The sequence below is a fragment of the Rhodococcus sp. SJ-2 genome (genome assembly GCF_053750035.1).
The window spans coordinates 3,680,810-3,703,174 of record NZ_CM132340.1 but is presented as its reverse complement, the minus strand read 5'-3'; the positions used below and the strand labels follow the sequence as shown (position 1 = coordinate 3,703,174).

Sequence of the window (22,365 nt, the reverse complement as noted above, 5' to 3'; positions counted from 1 at the left end):
CGTTCCGGTGGCCTCGTCGCGTATGCAGCCGAATTCCTCGCTCCCTTCTCACCGGCCGCTGCACGTGGTAAACCGAAGCATGGCCCGCATGCCCCACCACCCACGAACACAACGGCACCGGTCGTTGCGCTCGCACCGCTCGATCCTGTCGATCGCCTCGGAGGGATCGATCCTCTCCATCGGGTCCGCCTATTCGATCCTGTCGATCGGCAGCATCGGCTCGATCCTGTCGATCGGATCCGCCGGATCCGCAGTCTCGGCACTGTCGTCGTTGTCGTTCGGAAGCGTGGGCTCGTGCATGTCGGCGCTCTCGCGCTGGTCGCTGATGGCGTGGCGCGGGGTGCATTCGGCGCCGGACGAGCATCCACGCCTCGTGGTCACGGCCGACGAAACCGATCCAGCCGGTCACTGCCAGTCCTGACACGTATGCGGTGGGTCCGCTGGGCTTCCGAACTGTCGGCATGTTAGACAAGTTGCGACATAGTTGTTTTCGCACACATCAAAGTTGAGGCCGCGTTCGAGCGTGGCTCGGACGAGGACCCCATGGCCGTCGACAGCCCGATTCCCACACGGGAGCGGCCCGCACCGCGCGCGATCGTTCCGGTTCTGGCGCTGTGTGGCATCGGCGTGGCGCTCATGCAGACCCTCATCGTTCCTCTTCTGCCGCAGTTGCCGGTGCTGGTCGACGCGACGCCCGAGAACACCTCATGGGCCGTCACCGCGACACTTCTCGCCGGGGCCGTCATCACCCCGATCTCGGGCCGCCTCGGCGACATGTTCGGCAAACGCCGGATGTTGATCGTCAGCCTCGGCATGATGGTCCTCGGCTCCGCCGTGTGTGCTCTGTCGACCACCCTGGTTCCCCTTGTGGTCGGCCGCACCCTCCAGGGCGCAGCCGTCGGCGCGATTCCACTCGGCATCGCGATTCTGCGCGACGAACTTCCCCCCAGGAAGATCCCGGGCGCTATGGCGACGCTCAGCGCCACTCTCGGTGTCGGTGGCGCGATAGGTCTGCCGTTCGCGGCGTTCGTCGCGCAATTGACCAGCTGGCACATGCTGTTCGTGGTCTCCGGGATCATCGGGGTCATCGGCATCGCCGCAGTGCTGTATTTCGTCCCCGAGTCGCCCCAGCGCAATCCGGGCCGCTTCGATTACCTCGGCGCCGTTCTGCTCTCCATCGCGTTGGTGCTGCTACTGCTTCCCGTCAGCAAGGGCAATACGTGGGGGTGGTCGAGCCCGATCACGCTGGGGATGTTCGCCGGTGCGATTGCGGTATTCGTCGGGTGGGGCATGTACGAACTACGGCTGCCACGCCCGCTCGTCGATCTCCGGATCTCCGGGCGACGCCCGGTTCTCATGACGAACTTCGCCTCGATCGCGCTGGGGTTCGCGATGTATTCCAACGTTCTCGCCTTCCCGCAGCTGCTCATGGCGCCCTCCGAAACGGGTTACGGTTTCGGGCAGTCGATGGTGATGGCGGGGCTCGTGCTCGCCCCGAGCGGACTTGTGATGATGGCCCTGTCCCCTGTATCGGCCGGGATCACGCGGCGATTCGGCGCGCGTGCAACGCTCGCGTGCGGGGCAGCCACCGTCGGACTCGGATATCTTGTGGCGTACCTGCTGTACACCGAGGTATGGCACATCCTCGTCGCGGCGATGATCATCGGGGCCGGGGTCGGCCTCGCCTACGCGGCGATGCCCGCTCTGATCATGGCAGCGGTGCCCTTGAGTGAATCCGCCGCAGCCAACAGTCTCAACACTCTGATGAGATCGATCGGTACGTCGACGGCGGCAGCGGTCATCGGAGTCGTGCTCGCCGCCATGACCACCCGGATCGGCGATGCCGTGGTCCCGTCCCTCGACGGATTCCGGATCACGTTCCTGATTGCGGTCGTCGCAGCGATCGTCTCGTTGGCGATCACCGCGCTGATCCCCCGACCGTCCCCGACCGCGCGGCGCGCCGACAACTGAGCCCCGTCACCGAATTCAGAGTTTCGACAGCGACCACTGTCCGTAGTCGGAGGCAAGGATGTTGTTCACGTCGATACCGATACCGTCGATCTCGCCCCCGGACACCTGGTGCAGGTGTGCGGATCCGTGGACGAACCCCTTGGGCGTTCCCCAGTTGTGCTGCCAGTAGAAAGCCCCCAGCCCGACGGCGGACGCCCACCCGATGGTCGGTGAATTCGCGTACACCCCGGTGTTCGAAGGTCCGACCACTTCTTGCCATGCAAGCAGGTACGGGACGATCTGAGTGGTGAACTGCACGAAGGTCGGATTGTCGTCGATCGAGGCGTAGATCGGCCGATCGTCGGGTCCCCCCGCCGCGCGATGCAGTTCGAGGCCACGTCGCGCGTGTGTCAACCCGGCCTCGTAGCCACCGAGCCAGTCGGAGGTTTCCCCTTTGCCGAATTGGTAGCAGGACACCACTTCGAGGCCGCTGTCGACGAGCGCGTCGGCCTCACTTTCGGTGAGAGGCTTTCCCAGCATCCAGTCGGCACCCGGCCGACGATCGGACACGTACCGGATTGCACCGATGTGCCCCGCGGAGCGGATCGAGGACGGCGACGGTACCCCTGCGGAGTAGTCCACGATGGTGCCGAGCACCTCGCGTCCTTGAGCGATCCCGGGCGCCACGAGTGCGGATGCAACCACGGCTCCCGATCCGATCGCCGTATACCGCAGCAGTTCCCGACGGGTGAGTGTCATGCGCGCTCGCTTCACTGGTGGGACAGATACCATCCGGTATTGCACCACAGCACCACCGGACACACCTGTCACATCGCCGAAGGCGCCCGATTTGCCCGGTACTACGAAGGAAATCAGTAACCGGCAAGATCTGCGAAGAACGCGGGCACCAGTGCGACGTCCTCGACGGTCCGCACCGTGGTGCGTACCCCCAGCCGGTGTTCCTTGAGCAGATCGCACAGGCCATCGCCGTCGACCAGATCGATCGGCGGAGCTCCGTGCCGATGGGCCTCAGCCCGGGCATCGTCGGTGAACTCACCGGTGGATACGAGCAACCCCTTCTCACCGCGGCCGACCATCGCAGCGCGGAACTCACGCACGACATCGGCGGCCACCCGCTCGCGACCGCGGACGAAACGGAAGAACACCGAGAAGCTGAGCAGCGACACCCGCAACACACCGGTGCCTTCGACGACGTCGGCGTCGGTACTCTCGTCCGGGTCGAGGGTAATCAGCGTCGTGAACCCGGCCGCACGAAGAACGGCCGTGACCAACCGCTCGAAGCCGTCGTCGGACAGATCCGTGACGGCACCCAGAACCGGTTCGCGCCACAATTCCGGATCCTCGGGGGCTGCGACAAGAGGAACGACCTGAGCACCCGACGAGCTGCGCACCATCCGCTTGCGCCGCTTCTCGGCGGTGTAGGCGATCTGCATGGGCCTGATCTCGGATTCCCGCACCGCACGCCCCCGATCGGTGACGCTCCACACGCCGCGACGGGCGTTGGCCAGCAGCCCCATGCCCTTGAGGTAGGTGCGCGCCCAGGCCACGCGGTATTCGATTTCGGTCCCCGGGCCGTCCCCGTGCAGCACGGCACGCGCTGCCGCCGACAATCCGACACGTTCCGATACTGCGGTGTCGATCTCGTCGATCGCACCGGATCCACCGAGTCCGATGACCGCCTGCAGGGTCGGCCACAGCAAATCGGTATAGGGCGGGAGCGCGCTCTCGTCATCGGCTGCACTTACCGCACCTGCCGTGCTTGCGAGGGGGTTTCCGACAACGTTTCGGCGCTGCACACCTTCCCCAATCGTTGCGGTCTTGCCCAGTACCGCCGGTCGCTCCTACAGGTCGGGAAACACCCTATCGGATCGGCGGTGCCCGTTTTCGGCGCGGGCACCTGACGTGCGCCCTACGATGAAATCCGTGCTCCCCACGAGGTCTGCGGGCCGGCCGTGAATCGCCCCGCACCAGTCGATATGGCCCGTAACCCCTACCTGAGTGGGGTGTTCGCCCCGCAACGCGACGAAGTGGACGTGGCGAACCTCCCGGTATCCGGTGAGCTGCCACCGGATCTACACGGTAGTTATCTGCGGAACGGACCGAACCCGAGGTTCGATCCGATCGGCACCTACGTCTATCCGCTGGACGGCGACGCAATGGTGCACCGCGTCGAAATCGGCGACGGCACAGTGCGGTACACCAACAGGTTCGTCCGCACTCCCAACGTGGTCGCGGAGGAGAAGGCCGGGCGTGCGCTGTGGGCGGGGATCACCGACCCGTACTTCCCGCCCGCAGCCGAGGTGGGCCCGGACCTCGCGAACACCATGCGCGAACTCCCCGACATCAACGTGGTCCGGCACGGTGGCAAATTGTTCGCACTCGCAGAGGGCGCGCCGCCGTACACACTCGGATCCGAGCTGGAGACACTCGCTCGCGACACGTTCGACGGGGGCCTTCCCGTCGGCCTCACCGCCCACCCGAAGGTCGACCCGCACACCGGCGAGATGGTGGCGTTCTGCTACATGCTCGAAGCCCCGTATCTCACCTGGTCGGTGATCGATGCCGCGGGCACGGTCATCCGCCCACCGACGCCCGTCGCCGGGGCGGACCGCCCGCTGATGATCCACGATATGGCACTGACGTCGCGCTACATCGTGCTCATCCTCTCCCCGTGCGTGTTCCAGATGGAGCGGATCTTCTCCGGTGCGTCGCCGCTGACCTGGCTGCCGGACCTCGGCACCCGAATCGCGCTGATCCCCCGCGACGGCAGCCCGGTGCGCTGGCACACCACCGACACGTTCTGGGTCTGGCACACGGCCAACGCCTTCGACATGCCGAACGGCGATGTCACACTCGACTACGTCGAATGGCGGTATCCGGGCGGGATCATCGAGTCGAACGAGCCGAATCCCGGTTCACTCACACGCGCGCTGATCTCCGACTCCGGAGTCACCCGGACACCGTTCGTCGAGCGCACCATCGAGTTCCCCCGCGTCGACGACCGCCTCCTGACCGGCGAGCACCGGACGGTGGCGACGGTCGGCAAGACCGGAGAGCGCCGTATTCCGCCCGGCGACGCGGACGCCCTGTGCTGGTTCGACGTGGTCGCCGGCACCGATACGACGTGGGACGCGGGCGACTACTCCGTCGGCGAACCCGTGTACCTGTCGAGCTCGTCCGGCGGGCCGGGTTACTGGGGCACGATCGCCACCGACCGCACCGATATGACCAGTCGTTTCCTGATCTTCCCGGCCGAGGATCCCACAACCGGGCCGGTGGCGCAGGTACAGATGCCGATCCGGGTGCCCTCGGGGCTGCACGGAGCGTGGCTACCCGAGATCTCCTAGTGTGAGCGGGTGGGTTTCACACGCGCCGAGCTCGAGTCCTTCCGCGATGCCGTCGTCCCCGATCTGATCGGGGACGGCTGCCGTCTGCTGTTCGTCGGCATCAATCCCGGACTGTGGACGGCCGCGACCGGAGCCCATTTCGCGCGACCGGGCAACCGCTTCTACCCCGCCTTGCTGCGGGCGGGCATCCTCACCCGCGCCGTCGACCCCACATCCGGCCTGAGCGAAGCCGATACCGCGCACCTGCTCGAGCGCGGCATCGGCATCACGAATCTGGCACCCCGCGCCACGGCGCGCGCGGACGAACTCACCACCGACGAATTGCGCGCCGGCCCTGAGCGATTGGCAGAGGTGGTCACGCGCTGGCAACCCCGCGTCGTCGCGGTTGCGGGAATCACCGCGTACCGCGCAGCCTTCGGGCGACGCAAAGCCGTCTCCGGCATGCAGGAGGAGACGATCGCCGGCGTTCCGCTGTGGGTGGTCCCCAATCCGAGCGGCCTCAATGCCCACGACACCGTCGACTCCCTGGCCGAGGCGTACGCAGCGCCCGCTCGGGCGGCAGGCATCCTCGCGCGGTGATCAGGCGCGCCCGGTCACCTTCGCGACGTAGTCGGTCGCGCGGTAACCGTCCGCCGTTCCCTCGACGAGGACGGTGACCCCGTCGGAGTTCTCCGTGCGGAGCGGGAGGATCGCCTGATACCCGGGTGAGTCGTACCACCCGCGGGCTCGCTCGATGTCTGGGAATTCGACGACGATCACATACCCGGGGAACGGTCCTTCCAGCACCTCCGGGTCGACCCCGTGAACTAGGAAACGTCCTCCGTACGGCACGAACGTGTCATCGATCGTCTCGAGGTATCGGATGATGTCCGCTCCGAAGTCGACGGAACGGAGGTGGGCGATTGCGTATGCGGTCATGCCGACGACTCTGCAAGATCGGGCGCGACAGATCGATTACCTGTGAGGTAATGGCAACGGTTCCCTCGCCGCCCATAGAGTCGACGCATGACGACGATGCAGTCGGAACCGGCCGGCGCGATGCTGCGACACTGGAGAGAACGTCGAGGACTCAGCCAGCTCACGCTCGCTAACCGCGCCGGCGTCTCCGCGCGACACGTGAGTTTCGTCGAGACCGGGCGGTCGCGTCCGTCCCGCGAGATGCTGTTGAAGATTTGCGAGGAGCTGGAAATACCTCTGCGCGAGCAGAATTCGATCCTGATGGCCGCGGGTCTGGCACCCGCCTATCCCGAGCATCGACTCGGCGACGTGCCCATGTCCGCGGTGTCCGATGCAATCACGCGAATCCTGCGTTCGCACCGGCCGTTTCCCGCGCTCGTCGTGGATCGGCACTGGACGATGATCGACGCCAACGAGGCCATCGGCGCGCTCGTTGCAGGCTGCTCACCGGATTTACTCGAACCACCGGTCAATGTGCTGCGCCTGTCGTTGCATCCGAACGGCCTGGCCCCACGAATCGCGAATCTGGGGCAGTGGCGCTCGCACCTGCTGGCCCGGCTCCGTCATCAGATCGGCGCCACCGCCGACCCCGTTCTCCTGCGCTTGTACGACGAACTGTCCGGCTATCCGTGTGACGACCCGGACGAGCATGCGGAGTCGAATTCACTCGTGGTTCCCCTGCGGATACGCACCGCCGACAGTGAACTGTCGTTCTTGAGTACCACCACGTTGTTCGGGACGCCGCTCGACGTCACGGTGTCCGAACTCGCGATCGAGGCGTTCTATCCGGCCGACGACGCGACCGCCGCTGCCCTGCACGGCTGAGCGGGTCGCGCGAACCCTGTTCCCACCGGACGTCACCGGCGTACGGTTCGAGTGGAAGCTGTTCGAACTGATCCGGAGGCGACCGATCATGAGCACTGCGAAGTGGTGGGTGATCGACGGGCGGAAAGACGGATTCGCCGTCGAAGAACGTTCTACCGGGGACATCGTGGTCACGAACAAGTCCTCGTCCGAAGAACACGTGCTTCACGGGTATGTGTGGAAGCACTCGCCGGTGTTCGGCATCCAGATCCAGAGCGAGGGACCGCCACCCTACGGGCACTGGGTCGAGAATCCCGACGACTGATCTCGCGTCAGGGCAGATTCTGCAGCCGCTGCCGCTCGCCGGTCACGGTGTCGATGAGCTCCGCCCGCATCACCGTGGCTTCCATGGGCAGCACGTCGTAGACGGCGGCGGTCAACCGTGGGAGTTCTTCGCGCCGCGCTCTCGGACTCAGCGAACAGTGAGGTGTCCACGACTTCGGCCTGTAGTGGCGGTGCAGTTCGGCTCCGGCGCCCGCGACTGCGCGCACCACACGTTCCTGCCGGACGAGCAGTTCGGCGGTCGGCGCGGGGATCAAGCATGCGCGGCCCCTGCGGAACAGGCCCACAGCGTCGAGCCGAAGTGGGATCGGGTCGGCCGCGGGCAGCGCGTCGAGCGCCGCGAGGATACGACCCGTGTCGTAGGTCCGCAGCACCGCATACGACAGGTGCGGTACGTGCCTGCGATGTGTGTGGGTGAGGAGCGTCGAGATGCCGTCGTCCTCTAGACGTCCCCACAGTCGCCGCACCGCACGGTCGGTGTCGGCGTCGAAGAGCAAGCAGACGGCGAGTGCCATCAGCCGAGACGTTCGCGATGCCGCATGGCTCCGTCAGGCCACGGTCGCGTGCCACACAAGCGCTGCCGCGAGCGCACCGGCGCCGTTGAGCGACCAGTGCAACGCGATCGGGGCGAGAATGCTGCCGCTGCGTCGGCGAAGCCACGTGAACACGAACCCCGCCGCCGCAGTGGCGACCACCGCGCCGGCGATCCCTGCGAGCTGCGCCCAGATTCCGGCGCCGAGGAATGCGCTCAGTCCCGCGTTGCCCGCCGTCAGCCCGAACGACGACGCGATGTGCCACAGACCGAACAACAGGGATCCGGCCGCGAACACACCGCGGGCTCCCCACACGCGCTCGAGGGTGCCGTGCAGGACACCGCGGAAGGCGAGTTCTTCGGGAATGACGGTCTGCAGCGGGATGATGATCATCGACGCGACAAGTGCGCCGGACACGGTCGCGTACCGTTCGGACAGGAAGAACTGCCTCGTGAACGGTAGCGCGATTCCGATGGCGACCACGGCGAGAACCAAGCCGATCGCACCCACCGAGTAGAGCGTGCCGCGCTTCCAGTGCCGCGGCGACAATCCGAGTTCGTTCCAGTGCATGCCACGTTGCCGCATGATCGCCACGAGCACAGCTGCAGCGATGGGGACCGTGGCGATCGATGCCCACACGGTGGTGAAGTGCGCGACGAGATTCGTGGCGACGAGTACTACAACGACGACGCAGACGTCGACCCACGCGTGGAACTGTGGGACCCGTCGGACGATCGGGACGATCCGTTCGGCTTCGACAGTCACGCGCGAACCCTCTCGACCAGGTGTGATGCAGGGAAACGGGAGGTGACGCGCGGGTTGCTGGGGAACATCTCCCCCAGTATACGGACCGAACCAGCCCATTCCCGTGACGCACATCACGATCTGCGCACTCGAGGGATGCGTCACGCGCCCCGTTGTCAAGGCCTTGCGTCGGCGCGACTAATCTGTTTGCGAACCTCAGCCTCTTTTCAGGAGAAACAATGGCCGACTTCCTCTACGAGGACCTGCTGCCGATCGGGGAAGACCCCACCGAATATCGGCTGCTGACCAGCGAGGGGGTGTCCACCGTCGAAGGACCTGACGGACGCACTTTCCTGAAGGTCGAACCCGAGGCGATGCGGCTGCTCACCGAGACCGCGCTTCACGACATCTCGCATTACCTGCGCACCGATCATCTGAAGCAGCTCGCGAGCATCCTCGACGATCCCGAGGCATCGAACAACGACAAGTTCGTCGCTCTCGATCTCCTGAAGAACGCGAACATCGCGGCGGCCGGCGTGCTGCCGATGTGCCAGGACACCGGCACCGCGATCGTCATGGGTAAGCGGGGCCAGCAGGTGCTCACCCCCGGCGACGACGAAGAAGCGATCGCGCGCGGAATCTACGACGCATACACACGGCTGAACCTGCGCTACTCGCAGAACGCTCCCCTCACCATGTGGGAGGAGAAGAACACGGGCAACAACCTTCCCGCGCAGATCGAGCTGTACGCCGACACCGCGAAGGGTCATGAGAACTCGTACAAGTTCCTGTTCATGGCCAAGGGCGGCGGATCGGCCAACAAGTCGTACCTGTACCAGGAGACCAAGGCGATCCTGAATCCGGACTCGATGATGCAGTTCCTCGAGGCCAAGATTCGTTCGCTCGGCACCGCCGCGTGCCCGCCCTACCACCTCGCGATCGTCGTCGGCGGCACGTCTGCCGAGTTCGCCCTCAAGACGGCGAAGTATGCGTCGGCGCACTACCTCGACGAGCTCCCCACCGAGGGGGCGATCACCGGCCGCGGCTTCCGCGACCACGAGCTGGAAAAGAAGGTCTTCGAGCTCACCCAGAAGATCGGCATCGGTGCGCAGTTCGGCGGTAAGTACTTCTGCCACGACGTCCGCGTCGTCCGTCTTCCGCGCCACGGTGCGTCGCTGCCGGTCGCCATTGCGGTCTCGTGCTCGGCCGACCGTCAGGCCAAGGCGAAGATCACGCCGGAGGGCGTGTTCCTCGAGCAGCTCGAGTTCAACCCCGGCCAGTTCCTGCCCGAGGTCACCGACAGTCAGCTCGACGCCGAGACCTCCGGTGTCTCGGGCACCGGCAAGGGTGCAGCGGTCAGAATCGACCTGACCAAGCCGATGCCGGAGATCCTCGCCGAGCTGTCCAAGCACCCGGTCAAGACACGGCTGTCACTGACGGGCCCGCTCGTCGTGGCCCGCGACATCGCGCACGCCAAGATCAAGGAGCGGCTCGACGCGGGCGAGGAGATGCCGCAGTACCTCAAGGATCACCCGGTGTACTACGCCGGCCCGGCCAAGACGCCAGAAGGGCTCGCGTCCGGATCGTTCGGTCCGACGACGGCCGGCCGCATGGACTCCTATGTCGAGCAGTTCCAGGCGGCGGGCGGTTCGATGGTGATGCTGGCGAAGGGCAACCGGTCGAAGCAGGTCACCGACGCGTGCAACGCGCACGGCGGTTTCTACCTCGGCTCGATCGGCGGCCCGGCCGCGCGTCTGGCGCTCGACTGCATCAAGAACGTCGAGGTCGTCGAATACGAAGAGCTCGGTATGGAAGCGGTCTGGAAGATCGACGTCGAGGACTTCCCCGCCTTCATCGTCGTCGACGACAAGGGCAACGACTTCTTCGCCCACACGGGCGAGGTCACGCTGACCGTCGGGAAGCGACCCGGTCTCTAGACTTCGGTCTACCTAAGGAGAATCCGCTCCCGCGATCGAATTCGCTTCCCCTACGGCAATTGCCGATGTGGAAAGCTGGGCCGGTCGCGGGAGCGGATCTCCCCGGGTTCACCGTCAGGCAGCGCAGGAATGCGTACGGGACAGAACTGCCGGGGACTGAGCGACCACACTCTGCAGGAAGCTCGCGACGACATCCGGCGCGGGTTCTTCACCGGGGGCGAGGATCTCGCACAGTCGACGGTAGGTGTCGTCGCTCAGCACCGGTGCCACGCGAAAGTGCGTGGTCATCGCCAACGTGAACGCGATTCCGTGACTGCGGGAGCGCACCAGCAACTCGGGACCGTGTTGACCCTCGGTCAAGCAGATTTCGAATACAGCACCGCCAGCGTCGTGTTCGAACGACGCGGACGCTACGTTGCTTCGGATCATTTGACGATGAAGGGGACGCAGTCCGCCGAGCACCAGCGGCGGAAGCGTCACAGTGCGAAAACGGTCGGCGGTGAACATGCGAATCTCCTTGCGCTTCTCCCGGCCATCGTACTCCGGCCGGGAATTTTCTGGAATGAGTCCAATAACTGGAACTATTCCAGAAAACGGCGTACTTCGCAATCACCACGCCCGAGGTATGTGTCACGTCGACGCCCGGTCTTGACGGACGCGCGTGTTCGTCCACAGCGGAACCGAGTCCACTCCACGTATTCCGGCGGAACAATGGACGACATGCAAACGGAGCCACGGAACGTCGTCGATCTCGGAGCCGCGCGCGCGACCCGCGAACCGCGGTTGCTTCGTCAGGTTTACGGCGAAGTTCTCCGTAGCGAGCGGCTCGACCAGGACCGCAGCCTCGACGAAGTCGCCCGCACCGTGGGGATGTCGAAACAGTATCTGTCCGAGATCGAACGCGGACGCAAGGACCCGTCGTCGGAGATACTCGGCTCCGTCTGCACGGCACTGGGCATGCCGGTGGAACAACTCCTCGAGCGTGGAATCCGCCGTATGTCGGCACACCGCGCGATCGGGACCACACGGCATACAACCGTGGAACTTCGAGCAGCGTAAGGGTGATCGGTTCACGACCTAGATGTCGTCACGGCTCACGATGATGTGGTCGGCGAGCCCGTATGCAACGGCTTCCTCTGGGACGAAGACCCGATCACGATCGGTGTCACGGCGAAGCTGCCCGACGTCGCGACCGGTGTGCGCGGCGAGGATCTCCTCGGTCTGTGCCCCGCACCCGCATCACTTCGGCAGCCTGCAACGTGAGGTCGGAGATGGTGCCCTGCCCCTGCGCCGACGGCTGGTGCAGCAGAACTTTCGAGTGCGCGAGTACATGCCGTCGTCCTTCCGCGCCCGCCGCAAGGAGCACAGCTGCTGCGGATGCCGCCTGACCCATGCAGTAGGTGGCCACGGCCGGACGCAGGAACTGCATGGTGTCGTAGATCGCGAGCATCGCCGTGGTCGAGCCGCCCGGCGAGTTGATGTACAGCCCGATCTCCCGGTCGGGCGATTCCGCTTCGAGGTGCAGCATCTGGGCCATCACGACGTTGGCGACGCCGTCGTCGATCTCGTTGCCCAGGAAGATGATCCGCTCGTTGAGCAGCCTGCTGAAGACATCGAACGACCGCTCCCCTCCCGGTGTGCGTTCGATGACGTTGGGGATCGTGTACGAGCTCATCGGACGTCCTCCTGCCGGTCGGCGGACAATCCGAGCCGACGCGCTGCGGCAAACGGAGCGACCTCCTGCAGTGACCCGACGACGGCGTCGACGATCCCGTACTCGCGAGCTTGGTCGGCGGTGAACCACCGGTCGCGGTCACTGTCGCGGGCGATCTCCTCCACCGAACGCCCGGTGGCCTCGGCGAGAATCTGCTGCGATTGCTGCTTCATGTACTCGAGGTGCTCGGCCGCAATCGCGATGTCGACGGCCGTACCGGAGAACCCTGCGGACGGCTGGTGCATCATGATGCGACTGTGCGGCAAGCTCAGCCGTTTGCCTTTCGTGCCCGACGCGAGGAGCACCTGACCCATGCTCGCGGCGAAGCCGACAGCGACAGTGACCACGTCGTTGGGGACGAGGCGCATCGTGTCGTAGATCGCCAGCCCCGCGAGAACCGATCCGCCCGGCGAGTTGATGTGGAGAACTATGTCGCGCCGATCGTCCTCGCTGGCGAGCAACACCAGTTCCGAGCAGACACGTTCGGCCATCTCGTCGTCCACCTCGCCGGTGAGGAGGAGGGTGCGGTGCCGAAAGAGCCTTTCGACAAGGGTGTCGCGATAAGTGGAGGTTCCGTTCGTTGCCATGCGCCTCACCCTTGCGGGTTCCGGCCCGAATCGGCCCGTTTGTCTGCCCAGGGCAGACAGTGCACCTTGCGGTGGCAACCAACCCCGGAACGTGTGCCATCGGTCACACACGCATTGGCAGGGCGCGATCCGGGTAGTCGAGAGTGGTCACATCGTGTTCCCGATCGATGTGATCTGTCGGTAGATCACCGACTCTTCCAGTGCGAAGGAGGCGAACGCACATGACCGAGAACCGTACCCCCGCGTTGCTCACGCAGTTGCGCACACTCCACGAACTGACCCATGCCGAAATCCAAGTTGCCGAGACCCGTGTCGCGCAGGCTCGTACCGACGCTGTGCGCAAGGAACTGTCCGAGAACGCAGAGCACTGCCGGATCCGGGCGATTGCCCTGGAGGAAACCATTCGCGACCTGGGCGGGTTCCCCGATGTGGTGGGGCCCTTCCTCGGCCGCGCCGCCGTCCTGGTGAAGACCCTCACCGAACAGGCACAACCGTTCGACGAGGCACTGCTGTCGGATCTCGCCCTCGAACACCAATTGCTCGACCGCGCCCGCTACGTGAAGGCACTCGCCACCGCGGGTGGCCACAAGCCGATCGTCGCGTTGGCAGACCGTCTGATCACCGCCCATACGGCCACCGTGGAATGGCTGACCACCGTCATCGCAGAGGAAGCTCTCGGAGGTCCCGCCGCTCTGCGCCGGACTCCGCTGCAGGCCGCGGCCGGTGCAGCTGTGCGGCTCGTCAACACGCCGGTCACGTGGTCGGCACGGGGACTCGACCGCGCGATCGACGTGGCCCGTTCCACACGGCCCCGCATCGAGACGCTCCTCTCCCGGGGTGCGCACGCCGGTGACATCGCCGCAAAGACCATCGGTGCGTCGCGCGACGCTGCCCTCGAGACCGCCGAGCGCGTGAGCCGAAACGAAGGCGCAGACGGCGCTGCCGACGCCCTGCACAGGGCACGCAGTGCATCCGGGGTCCTCACCGCGGAAGAACTACCGATCCGTGACTACGACGAACTCACCGTCCCCAAGGCTGTGCACGCGGTCAAGGAGCTGACCGAGCCCGCGGACATCCGCGCTGTCGTGGCGTACGAAGAAGCCCACAAAGCACGGCACGGCGTGGTGTCTGCCGCGCAGACCCGCCTGGCCGACATCGCGCAGGACGTGGTCGGCGTCTGATCAACCGACGCCGAGTTCGAAGCGCCGTCGCCGATCGCCGGGTCGTGATTTCGCACCCGGCGATCGGCGGCGGCTTCTCCGTGTTCTCCGAGCCGCCAGCGGGTACACGAGCTACACACCTTCGAAAGGAGCCACCTCATGACCGAAGTCCTGTTCGTCGTCAGCGCTGCCGATCACTGGACTCTTCAGGACGGCACCCGCCATCCCACCGGTTTCTGGGCGGAAGAACTCGTGGAGCCCTACACCGCCTTCGACGAGGCCGGCTACACCCTCACCGTCGCGACTCCGGGCGGGCGCACTCCGGTCGTGGACCCTGCCAGCCTCGAACCCGACGCTGCCGGAGGAGCGGACCGCGCCGCGGCTCTCGAAGCGTCGCTGGACAATTTGCATCCCGTGCTCGAGGATGCCGTACCACTCGAAAGCCAACGCGCCGATGATTTCGATCTGATGTTCGTGCCCGGTGGCCACGCGCCGATGGAAGACCTTGCCGTCGACGAAAGATTCGGTGAGCTGGTGCGGCATTTCGTCGACTCGGACAAGATCGTCGCGATGGTGTGCCATGCCCCTGCAGCGCTTCTTCCCGCCTTCGCGTCGGGCGGGCGCTGGTTGTTCGAGGGCTACCGATTGACCTCCTTCACCAACCTCGAGGAAGCGCAGGCAGGACTCGCAGACATGGCCCCCTGGTTGCTGCAGGATCGGCTCCAGGAAGCGGGCGCGGTCTTCTCGTCCGCAGATCCGTGGCAACCTCACGTCGTGGTCGACCGCGGTCTGTACACCGGCCAGAACCCCGCGTCGTCGCGGCCGCTGGCCGAACGGGTCGTCGCCGCCGTGGCCGGTCACGGAACTACACTCTGACCGCTCCACCCACCGTCTCGCCGCACGAACCTCCAACGCGCGTGGCGGGGTGCGGACAGGTCGAGCCAGTCGAGCCGCTCGAGTTCCACCCCCACCCAGGCGAAGCGGTCGAAAGCGGTCGCATCGTCGTCGAACACCTCCGGTCGCTCTCGCACCGGTGTGCCGGGGACCGCCGGCGAGCTGTACAGCTCCCGACTGTGGCGTCCGAGCGTCTCCCACACCGATACCCGCTCGTCGGTGTCGTCGACGAGGGTGGCGTGGCCTTCGACTCGTAGTTGCACTGCGCGCTGATCGTCGCTCATCGTCAGCGCGACACGTGGGCTGCGCCGGATCTCGGGCACCTTCTCCGACCGTGAGTCGGTTGCGAACATGATCCGGCTCCGTACCGGGTCGAAGCGGCGAAGGATCACCGCACGAACCCGCGGCCCACCGTCGATGCCCACCGTTCCCAGATACCCGAGGGTGAACGGCGTGCGCCGCGCGGTCGCGTCCTGCAGCGATTCGAAGATCAGGTCGAGGACCTCTTCGCTCGTGGTCATGACGGCCACCTAGTCCTCGAGGGCGACCTGCGCCCGCTCCGGGAGGGTGATGGCCGCAACCGCAGCGATCACGAACGACACTGCGAACATCGAGAACACCAGACCGTTTCCACCACCGTCGAGAAGCAGTGGGACGAGTAGCGGAGCGATGATGGATGCGAGGCGCCCGAACGCGGCGGCAGCGCCGGTTCCAGATCCACGCACCAGCGTCGGATACAACTCCGGTCCGATTGCATACAGTGCGCCCCACGCGCCGAGGTTGAAGAAGGAGAGCGCCATTCCTGCGGCGATGATCGTGCCGGGAGTGTCTGCGAGACCGAACAACGCCGCCGAGACCGCCGACCCCGCCAGGAACACCGCAAGTGTGGTGCGCCTGCCCCACAATTCGATAAGCCACGCGGCGACGGCGTAACCGGGAAGCTGCGCGAGGGTGATGATCAGGGTGTAACCGAATGAGGTGACCAGGTCGAAGCCCTGCGCAACGAGCAGGCTCGGCAACCAGATGAATGCACCGTAGTACGAGAAGTTGATGCCGAACCACACGATCCACAGCGCTGCGGTGCGGGCGCGTAACCCTTCGCCCCAGATCGACCGCCGCGCAACTTCGGCCTGCGTTGTCTCGGACGGCGCATCGTCCGCCACGTCTCCCCGAGGCACGACGCCGGCGGAGCGTTCGTAGTCGCGGACGATCGCTTCGGCCTCCTCGTCACGACCTTTGCTCTCGAGAAACCGCACCGATTCCGGCAATCCCAGACGCACGACGAGCGCGTACGCGGCCGGAACAAGACCGATCGCGAGAGCCCATCGCCACCCGTCGTCGTTCAGCGGTACGACGAAGTACCCGATCAACGCCGCAAGAAGCCACCCCGCAGCCCAGAAGGCTTCGAGCGCCACCACGACGCGACCACGGATCTTGCGCGGCGCGAACTCGCTGACCAACGTCGAGGCGACCGGGAGTTCCGCGCCGAGCCCGAGGCCCACGATGAAACGAAGAGCGATGAGCATCGCGACCGACGTCGACAACGCGGCCGCGCCCGTCGCCAGTCCGTAGAGCAGGAGCGTCGCGGCGAATACCTGTCTGCGGCCGATGCGGTCGGCGAGCAGGCCACCGACCGACGCGCCGATCGCCATGCCGAGAAAGCCGATGGACCCGATCCACGACAGTTGAGTGGACGACAGATCCCACTGCACTGCCAGCGCCGCCATGACGAACGAGATCAGGCCGACGTCCATCGCGTCGAGTGCCCAGCCCACACCGGACCCTGCCAGCAAGCGACGGTGCTTGGCGGTGAACGGCAGTTCGTCGAGCCGCTGGGTGCGCGTGGTCATGGATCGGAAGTTACACGGTGCCTCCGTTGACGGTGCTCACCCGCGCGCGGCTTCCTCGAGGATGGCTATGTCGATTTTCTGCATCTTCATGAACGCGTCGCTGACCCGCTGCGCGACCGACGGATCGGGGTCGGCGAGCAGTTCCACGACACGTCGAGGCACCACCTGCCACGACAGCCCGAACCGATCTCTGAGCCATCCGCACTGCGATTCCTCGCCGCCGTCGGCAAGGAGCGAATTCCAGTAGTGATCGACTTCGTCCTGGTCGCTGCAGTCGATCTGGAAGGACACCGCCTCACTGAAGGTGAACTGCGGCCCGCCGTTGAGAGCTGTGAAGCGCGAACCGTCGAGTTCGAACTCGATCGTCAGCACGGTCCCGGCGGGCAGTGGTGTGCCCTCCGGATAATACGAAGTGCTCAGCACCTTCGAATGGGGAAACACGGTCGTATAGAACTCGACGGCTTCCTGGGCATTCATGTCGAACCACAGGCACGGGGTCAGGGCGGGCATCACGGTCTCCTTCATCGACGATTCAGCTGTCATGTGGACAGACCACGGCGACGACGAAGAGTCATCGCCGAGAAGCCCGCAGGACCGATGCAGACCTCGCAACTCGTGTGGTCGGCAACCTTGCCTGCAAGGTCCATGTTTGCTCTGCTCTCCTCGATATCTCAGTGGCCGACACCGTCGGTCAGGTCGCGCACTTCGGCGTACCGCCGACGGACGTGCGGGGCCGGGTCGGCTTCGTAACGTCGAATCGAGCCCTCCTCCCACTTCGGGGGTTCGTGGCCACCGCGAAGGACCCACGCGGCCTGCCGCGCCGCGCCGCGGGCGACGTATTCACCCGGTTCGGGCACGTCCACCGGCAGACCGAAGATCGCAGGTGCGAGCTCACACAGGGCCTTGGACCTCGCCCCGCCCCCGACCATCAGCACCCGTCGGACCGGTGTGCCCTGATCGATGATGTGGTCGATGCCGTCGGCCAGCGAACAGAGCAACCCCTCGACAGCGGCGCGGGCCAGGTGCGCGGGTGTCGAATTCGTGAGTCGCATACCGTGAATCGCGCCCGTCGCGCCGGGACGGTTGGGAGTCCGCTCGCCCTCGAGGTACGGCACGAGTACGAGGCCGTCGCTGCCCGTGGGGGCAGACAGCGCGAGCTTGGCCAGTTCTGCACGTTCGACACCGAGCATCGCTGCGGTCGCGTCGAGCACCCGGGCCCCGTTGAGCGTGCACACGAGCGGCAGGTGCCGCCCGGTCGCGTCGGCGAATCCGGCGACGTATCCGTCCGGGTCGCGCGGGGCGGTCGCCGATACCGCGCACACCACTCCGGATGTGCCGATCGATACGACGACATCGCCTTCCCGCGCATCCAATGCCAATGCCGCAGCAGCATTGTCGCCGGCGCCGGGTCCGACGAGCGCCCCCCACGGGGCTTCCCCGACGGATTCTGCGGGGCCCGCGACCGACGGCAACGACGGACTCGGACGGCGCAACGCGAGCTCGAGCAGATCCCGGCGATACTCGCCGCTCGTGGCATCGAAGTAACCGGTGCCGCTCGCGTCGCTGCGATCGGTGATCAGATCCCCGATGTCACCGCTACCGGTGATGCGCCAGGTCAACCAGTCGTGCGGCAGACACATGGCTGCCGTCCGCGCTGCGTGTTCGGGTTCGGTGTCGGCGAGCCAGCGAGCCTTCGCCACGGTGATCGCGGCAAGCGGCACCACGCCGACTGCGTCGGCCCAGGCATCCGGCCCTCCGAACTCTCGGACCAGGTCTTCCGCCGCCACCGCCGATCGGGTGTTATTCCACAGCAGGGCATCCCGGACGGGCTCTCCCGTGTCGCCCAGGCACACCATGCCGTGCTGCTGCGCGCCGACCGATACCGCGGCGACGTCGTCGAGCCCCCCGGCCGCTGCGATCGCCTCGTCGAGCGCAGACGACCAGGCTCGCGGATCCACCTCCGTTCCGTCCGGGTGGGCCGCTCGGCCTTCCCTGACCACCGAGCCGGTCTCGGCGTCGCACACCATCACCTTGCAGGACTGCGTCGACGAATCCACACCGGCCACGAGCGTCATGGGGCCACCTCCGCGTCGCGCTGTGCCTTGGTCGGCAGATCCGCTCCGGGTCGAGCGACTGTGAGCGCCGATGACACTGCAGCCGTGCGTAATACGAAGTCAAGGTCGTCGACCCCGATCATGCGCAGCGCCTCGCGTCGATGAGCTCCCAGCAGTCCGAGCGTCCACAGAGCGTCGAGGAGCCCGACGGTGAAGGCGTCGCCCGCACCCACGGTGTCGACCACCTCGACTTTCTTTGCAGGCACCTCGACCACTCCTGCGCGACACACGGCGACTGCTCCGGATGCCCCGCGCGTGACCGCAACGAGGGCAGGCCCCAGCGACAACCAATCGCGGGCGATATCGAGCGGCTCGCGTCCCGGTTCGATCCACATGAGGTCCTCGTCGCTGACCTTGACGACATCCGAGAGCGCCACCAGACGCGCGATCCGCCTCCGCCCCCGTGTTTCGTCGGCGATCAGCGCGGGCCGGACATTGGGATCGAAGCTCACCGTCGATATCCGGGACTGCTGTTCGATGAGCTCGGCGACAGCGTCGCATCCCGGTTCGAGCACTGTCGCAATCGATCCGGTGTGAACGAGCACCGCGTCGGGGGACGGAACCGGAAGTTCGGGATCCCAGGCGATGTCGAATTCGTAGGTGGCGGCGTTGTCGCGACCGATCGTCGCCGAAGCAGTCGCGGTGCGTTCCGCCGTCACGCTGCCGGGCGTGAGTGCGACACCGGACGAGTCGAGATGCCGGGCGATGCGCGTGCCACGCTCATCGGTCCCCAGACTCGTGGCGAGCCGGACATCTCGGTCGAGGCGGCCCAAGCCGACAGCGACGTTCAACGGACTCCCTCCGACATGTTCGACGGGAGCGTCGTCCCCGCGTCGGACGATGTCGACGAGGGCTTCACCGACGATCAGCGCCCGGTCGTTCATTCGGGCTCCACAGGCAGCAGTTCGAGGGTGCGTCTCGCGCCTTCATTGTGCAAGGAGTTCAACGCCCACGCGTAGGCGTCCACGAAGCGAGTGTTGTGCGCGAGGTCGCCGAACACCGCGGCGTTCTCGATGAACACTGTCGGGTGGACGAGTTGTCTCCGCGCGATCGGCACCAGCTCCTGGGCGAGCCGATCCACCACCTCGATGGGGGACCCTTGCTCGTCCACGCCTTCGGCGTAGCGTGCCCAGGACGCGACGATCGCAGCCGAACGGACGACGTGGCCGCCGTTGTCGAGGTTCTCCCGGATCACCGGTAGCAGCCATTTGGGGATGCGATCGGACGATTCCGCGCACAGCCGTGCGATGGTGTCGCGGATCTCGGGATTGGCGAACCGCTCGATGAGGGTGCGGGTGTAGTCGTCGAGGTCGATTCCCGGTACCGGCTTCAAGGTAGGTATTGCCTCGTTACCCATGTAGTCGAGGAGGAACCGTGCGATCAACGGATCCTGTGCCGCGTCGTGCACATACCGGTAGCCCATCAGGTACCCGAAGTAGCAGAGCCCCTGGTGACTCGCGTTCAACAGACGCAACTTCATCAGCTCGTACGGGGCGACGTCGTCGACCACATGCACGCCAGCTTCCTCGAACGGCGGTCGGCCGTCGGCGAAGTCGTCCTCGAGAACCCAGGTGGTGAACGGTTCGGCTACTACCGGCCAACGGTCCTGGACATCGAAGCGCGAGGACAACTCGTCGATCACCTGTTGCGTGGTCACGGGCGTGATCCGATCGACCATCGAGTTCGGAAACCGGGTGTTCTCGGTGATCCAGTCTGCGAGACCCGGATCGACCAGACGCGCGTAAGAGGTGAAAACGCGGCGGGCGACGACACCGTTGCCCTCGATGTTGTCGCATGACATGAGAGTCGGCGACGGAACGCCCCGCGCGCGTCGGCGTGCCAATGCTTCGACGACCAGGCCGAACACGGTGCTGGGCAGACCGTCGGAGCTCAGGTCCTGCCGAACCGCCGGATTCTCGGTGTCGAATTCGCCGGTGTCATGACGGATGTTGTATCCGCCTTCGGTCACGGTGAACGAGATGATCCTCGTGGTGGGTGCTGCGAGCAGCTCGATGACGGACTCCGGCTCGTCCGGCGCGTACCGATAGTCGACTATCGACCCGATCACGCGCGGTTCCCACGTGCCGTCGGGGTGGGTGAGGACGAGGGTGTACAGGTGGTCCTGCGCGACGAGGGCCTCGTGCATGCGCCGGTCCTGCGGCATCACACCGACGCCGCAGATTCCCCACTCCTTCGCAAGTCCTTGCTCCAAGAGACGGTCGATGTACATGGCCTGATGAGCACGGTGGAAGCCACCGACACCGAAATGCACGATTCCGACGGACACGTCGTCCCTGGAGTACGTGGGCGAGGGTATCGCGAGTTCCGAGAGTGTCTTCTCACCGGGTTCCATGATCCTGCTCCTCCACGAGGGGTGCTACCTGCACAACGGCTTTCAGCGAGCCGGGGACGCGGTCGGATTCGAGGGCATCGGCGACCTTCTCGAGCGGGAAGCGCGCCGTGATCATGCTATCGAGATCGACCCTTCCGGAGGTGAGAAGACCCAAAGCGGTCGGCCATGTGTTCGCGTACCGGAAAACCCCGGTGAGCACCAACTCTCGGTTCTGGATCACCTGGACGGGCAGGTGCATCGACTCGGAACCGGAGCCCACCAGCACGATGGTGCCGCCGGGACGGACGGCCCGGATACCGGAGTCCACTGCGGCCGGCGCGCCGGACGCATCGATGAAGCTGTCCGCCCGTACGGCGGACATGTCGAACGACCGTGGATCGCCGGTGGCGGTGGCTCCGAACGATCGAGCGAGTTCGCGGCGTCGTTCGTCGAGGTCGGTGACCACGATCTCCACCGCGCCGAATGCCCGCGCGACCTGGATCGTGACGATGCCGACCGGGCCTGCGCCCGTCACGAGCACGCTCGACCCGGCCGTCAACTGCGCTTTGCGGACGGCGGCGATACCCACCGAGAGTGGTTCGCACAGCGCGGCGGCGTCGTCGGAGACACTCTCCGGGACCGGATGTGCGAAGTGCGCCCCGATCGTCACGTAGTCACACAGCGCCCCGTCGATAGGAGGTGTGGCATAGAACTGCATGTGGGGGCACAGGTTGTAGTCGCCGCGCCGGGTCTCGTCACTCCCTGGATCGGGGCGCTGCGGTTCGATCGAGACGCGCTGCCCGATGCGCGCCGCGGGCACGCCTGCGCCCACCGCGACGATGGTGCCGGATGCCTCGTGCCCGAGGACGAGGGGAGCCTCGACCACGAATTCCCCGATGCGGCCTTCACGGTAGTAATGCGCGTCGGATCCGCACACCCCCACGGCGGCGACACGGACGAGCACATCGCCCGGGCGGGGCTCGGGGACAGGCCGCTCCTCGATTTCGATCCGCCCCGGTTCGACCAGAACCGCCGCACGCATCGTCGCAGGAAGCTCGCGCGAATCTGTTGTGTAGATC

General features: G+C 66.0%; 24 protein-coding genes and 1 pseudogene. 10 read left to right on the top strand and 15 right to left on the bottom strand.

From position 1 onward, the window contains the following. The first annotated feature begins 88 nt into the window (after nt 1-88). The gene (locus ACSYG9_RS17470; protein ID WP_440123731.1) at nt 89-421 is read left to right on the top strand and encodes a hypothetical protein; all 333 of its coding nucleotides are present in this window, start codon (nt 89-91) and stop codon (nt 419-421) included. A gap of 122 nt (nt 422-543) precedes the next feature. Beyond that, nucleotides 544-1,971, top strand: a complete 1,428-nt coding sequence (locus ACSYG9_RS17465; protein WP_440123730.1) for an MFS transporter — start codon at nt 544-546, stop codon at nt 1,969-1,971. A 15-nt stretch (nt 1,972-1,986) separates the two neighbouring features. Here the strand turns inward: ACSYG9_RS17465 and ACSYG9_RS17460 are convergent, their stop codons facing one another. Together ACSYG9_RS17460 and ACSYG9_RS17455 are read right to left on the bottom strand one after the other, a co-directional pair. Further along, nucleotides 1,987-2,709 (bottom strand): DUF1906 domain-containing protein, encoded by a 723-nt coding sequence (locus ACSYG9_RS17460; RefSeq protein ID WP_440123729.1) that lies wholly within the window; start codon nt 2,707-2,709, stop codon nt 1,987-1,989. Between the two features lie 113 nt (nt 2,710-2,822). Next, the gene (locus tag ACSYG9_RS17455) at nt 2,823-3,767 is read right to left on the bottom strand and encodes a winged helix-turn-helix domain-containing protein (protein ID WP_454839323.1); all 945 of its coding nucleotides are present in this window, start codon (nt 3,765-3,767) and stop codon (nt 2,823-2,825) included. 180 nt (nt 3,768-3,947) lie between these two features. Here ACSYG9_RS17455 and ACSYG9_RS17450 point away from each other — a divergent pair, with 180 nt between their 5' ends. After that, on the top strand, nt 3,948-5,318 hold the full coding sequence (locus ACSYG9_RS17450) for a carotenoid oxygenase family protein (RefSeq protein ID WP_454842986.1): 1,371 nt from the start codon (nt 3,948-3,950) through the stop codon (nt 5,316-5,318). Nucleotides 5,319-5,327: 9 nt separating this feature from the next. After that, complete coding sequence (locus ACSYG9_RS17445; RefSeq protein ID WP_440123726.1) at nt 5,328-5,897, top strand: uracil-DNA glycosylase family protein; 570 nt, start codon at nt 5,328-5,330, stop codon at nt 5,895-5,897. Here ACSYG9_RS17445 and ACSYG9_RS17440 read toward each other — a convergent pair whose 3' ends face one another. Beyond that, entirely contained in the window at nt 5,898-6,236 is a 339-nt protein-coding gene (locus ACSYG9_RS17440) for a DUF1330 domain-containing protein (RefSeq protein WP_440123725.1), read from the bottom strand. A gap of 87 nt (nt 6,237-6,323) precedes the next feature. On the opposite strand from ACSYG9_RS17440, the gene ACSYG9_RS17435 reads away from it, so the two are divergent. Together ACSYG9_RS17435 and ACSYG9_RS17430 are read left to right on the top strand one after the other, a co-directional pair. Next, nucleotides 6,324-7,100: an MmyB family transcriptional regulator gene (locus tag ACSYG9_RS17435; protein WP_440123724.1), complete on the top strand. Its 777-nt coding sequence runs from the start codon at nt 6,324-6,326 to the stop codon at nt 7,098-7,100. A gap of 88 nt (nt 7,101-7,188) precedes the next feature. Beyond that, complete coding sequence (locus ACSYG9_RS17430; RefSeq protein ID WP_169687637.1) at nt 7,189-7,404, top strand: maltose regulon activator MalT; 216 nt, start codon at nt 7,189-7,191, stop codon at nt 7,402-7,404. 7 nt (nt 7,405-7,411) lie between these two features. Here the strand turns inward: ACSYG9_RS17430 and ACSYG9_RS17425 are convergent, their stop codons facing one another. Then, entirely contained in the window at nt 7,412-7,936 is a 525-nt protein-coding gene (locus ACSYG9_RS17425; RefSeq protein WP_440123723.1) for a 2'-5' RNA ligase family protein, read from the bottom strand. Between the two features lie 33 nt (nt 7,937-7,969). Further along, nucleotides 7,970-8,719 carry a CPBP family glutamic-type intramembrane protease gene (locus tag ACSYG9_RS17420; protein WP_440123722.1) on the bottom strand — a complete coding sequence of 250 codons (750 nt, stop codon included), beginning with the start codon at nt 8,717-8,719 and terminating at the stop codon, nt 7,970-7,972. Between the two features lie 218 nt (nt 8,720-8,937). Here ACSYG9_RS17420 and ACSYG9_RS17415 point away from each other — a divergent pair, with 218 nt between their 5' ends. Further along, nucleotides 8,938-10,635, top strand: a complete 1,698-nt coding sequence (locus tag ACSYG9_RS17415) for a FumA C-terminus/TtdB family hydratase beta subunit (RefSeq protein ID WP_440123721.1) — start codon at nt 8,938-8,940, stop codon at nt 10,633-10,635. A 114-nt stretch (nt 10,636-10,749) separates the two neighbouring features. On the opposite strand, the gene ACSYG9_RS17410 is transcribed toward ACSYG9_RS17415, so the two are convergent. Beyond that, complete coding sequence (locus ACSYG9_RS17410) at nt 10,750-11,142, bottom strand: hypothetical protein (RefSeq protein ID WP_454839322.1); 393 nt, start codon at nt 11,140-11,142, stop codon at nt 10,750-10,752. 213 nt (nt 11,143-11,355) lie between these two features. On the opposite strand from ACSYG9_RS17410, the gene ACSYG9_RS17405 reads away from it, so the two are divergent. Continuing rightward, complete coding sequence (locus tag ACSYG9_RS17405; protein ID WP_454839320.1) at nt 11,356-11,694, top strand: helix-turn-helix domain-containing protein; 339 nt, start codon at nt 11,356-11,358, stop codon at nt 11,692-11,694. Between the two features lie 18 nt (nt 11,695-11,712). Here ACSYG9_RS17405 and ACSYG9_RS17400 read toward each other — a convergent pair. Together ACSYG9_RS17400 and ACSYG9_RS17395 are read right to left on the bottom strand one after the other, a co-directional pair. Further along, nucleotides 11,713-12,310: pseudogene (locus tag ACSYG9_RS17400) on the bottom strand (ATP-dependent Clp protease proteolytic subunit). Beyond that, entirely contained in the window at nt 12,307-12,936 is a 630-nt protein-coding gene (locus tag ACSYG9_RS17395) for an ATP-dependent Clp protease proteolytic subunit (RefSeq protein WP_440123717.1), read from the bottom strand. Before ACSYG9_RS17395 ends, ACSYG9_RS17400 begins: the two are co-directional and overlap by 4 nt. Nucleotides 12,937-13,157: 221 nt before the next feature. Here ACSYG9_RS17395 and ACSYG9_RS17390 point away from each other — a divergent pair, with 221 nt between their 5' ends. Next, a complete protein-coding gene (locus ACSYG9_RS17390) occupies nt 13,158-14,117 on the top strand; it encodes a ferritin-like domain-containing protein (protein ID WP_440123716.1) in 960 nt (319 codons plus the stop codon). A 138-nt stretch (nt 14,118-14,255) separates the two neighbouring features. Beyond that, nucleotides 14,256-14,972 (top strand): DJ-1/PfpI family protein, encoded by a 717-nt coding sequence (locus ACSYG9_RS17385; RefSeq protein WP_440123715.1) that lies wholly within the window; start codon nt 14,256-14,258, stop codon nt 14,970-14,972. On the opposite strand, the gene ACSYG9_RS17380 is transcribed toward ACSYG9_RS17385, so the two are convergent. From ACSYG9_RS17380 to ACSYG9_RS17350, 7 genes are all read right to left on the bottom strand, one after another. Continuing rightward, the gene (locus tag ACSYG9_RS17380) at nt 14,954-15,511 is read right to left on the bottom strand and encodes a pyridoxamine 5'-phosphate oxidase family protein (protein ID WP_454839318.1); all 558 of its coding nucleotides are present in this window, start codon (nt 15,509-15,511) and stop codon (nt 14,954-14,956) included. The two genes, ACSYG9_RS17385 and ACSYG9_RS17380, sit on opposite strands and share 19 nt — an antisense overlap. Before the next feature lie 9 nt (nt 15,512-15,520). After that, the gene (locus ACSYG9_RS17375) at nt 15,521-16,840 is read right to left on the bottom strand and encodes an MFS transporter (RefSeq protein ID WP_440123713.1); all 1,320 of its coding nucleotides are present in this window, start codon (nt 16,838-16,840) and stop codon (nt 15,521-15,523) included. Nucleotides 16,841-16,876: 36 nt separating this feature from the next. Next, nucleotides 16,877-17,350, bottom strand: a complete 474-nt coding sequence (locus ACSYG9_RS17370) for a VOC family protein (protein ID WP_440127690.1) — start codon at nt 17,348-17,350, stop codon at nt 16,877-16,879. A 161-nt stretch (nt 17,351-17,511) separates the two neighbouring features. Further along, a complete protein-coding gene (locus ACSYG9_RS17365; RefSeq protein WP_454839316.1) occupies nt 17,512-18,915 on the bottom strand; it encodes a xylulokinase in 1,404 nt (467 codons plus the stop codon). Continuing rightward, nucleotides 18,912-19,838, bottom strand: coding sequence for a PfkB family carbohydrate kinase (locus ACSYG9_RS17360; protein WP_440123711.1), 927 nt, complete (start codon nt 19,836-19,838; stop codon nt 18,912-18,914). The genes ACSYG9_RS17365 and ACSYG9_RS17360 overlap by 4 nt, the downstream gene beginning before the upstream one ends. Further along, the gene (locus ACSYG9_RS17355; protein ID WP_454839315.1) at nt 19,835-21,307 is read right to left on the bottom strand and encodes a mannitol dehydrogenase family protein; all 1,473 of its coding nucleotides are present in this window, start codon (nt 21,305-21,307) and stop codon (nt 19,835-19,837) included. The genes ACSYG9_RS17360 and ACSYG9_RS17355 overlap by 4 nt, the downstream gene beginning before the upstream one ends. After that, entirely contained in the window at nt 21,294-22,328 is a 1,035-nt protein-coding gene (locus ACSYG9_RS17350; RefSeq protein ID WP_454842985.1) for an NAD(P)-dependent alcohol dehydrogenase, read from the bottom strand. Before ACSYG9_RS17350 ends, ACSYG9_RS17355 begins: the two co-directional genes overlap by 14 nt. Nucleotides 22,329-22,365 lie beyond the last annotated feature (37 nt).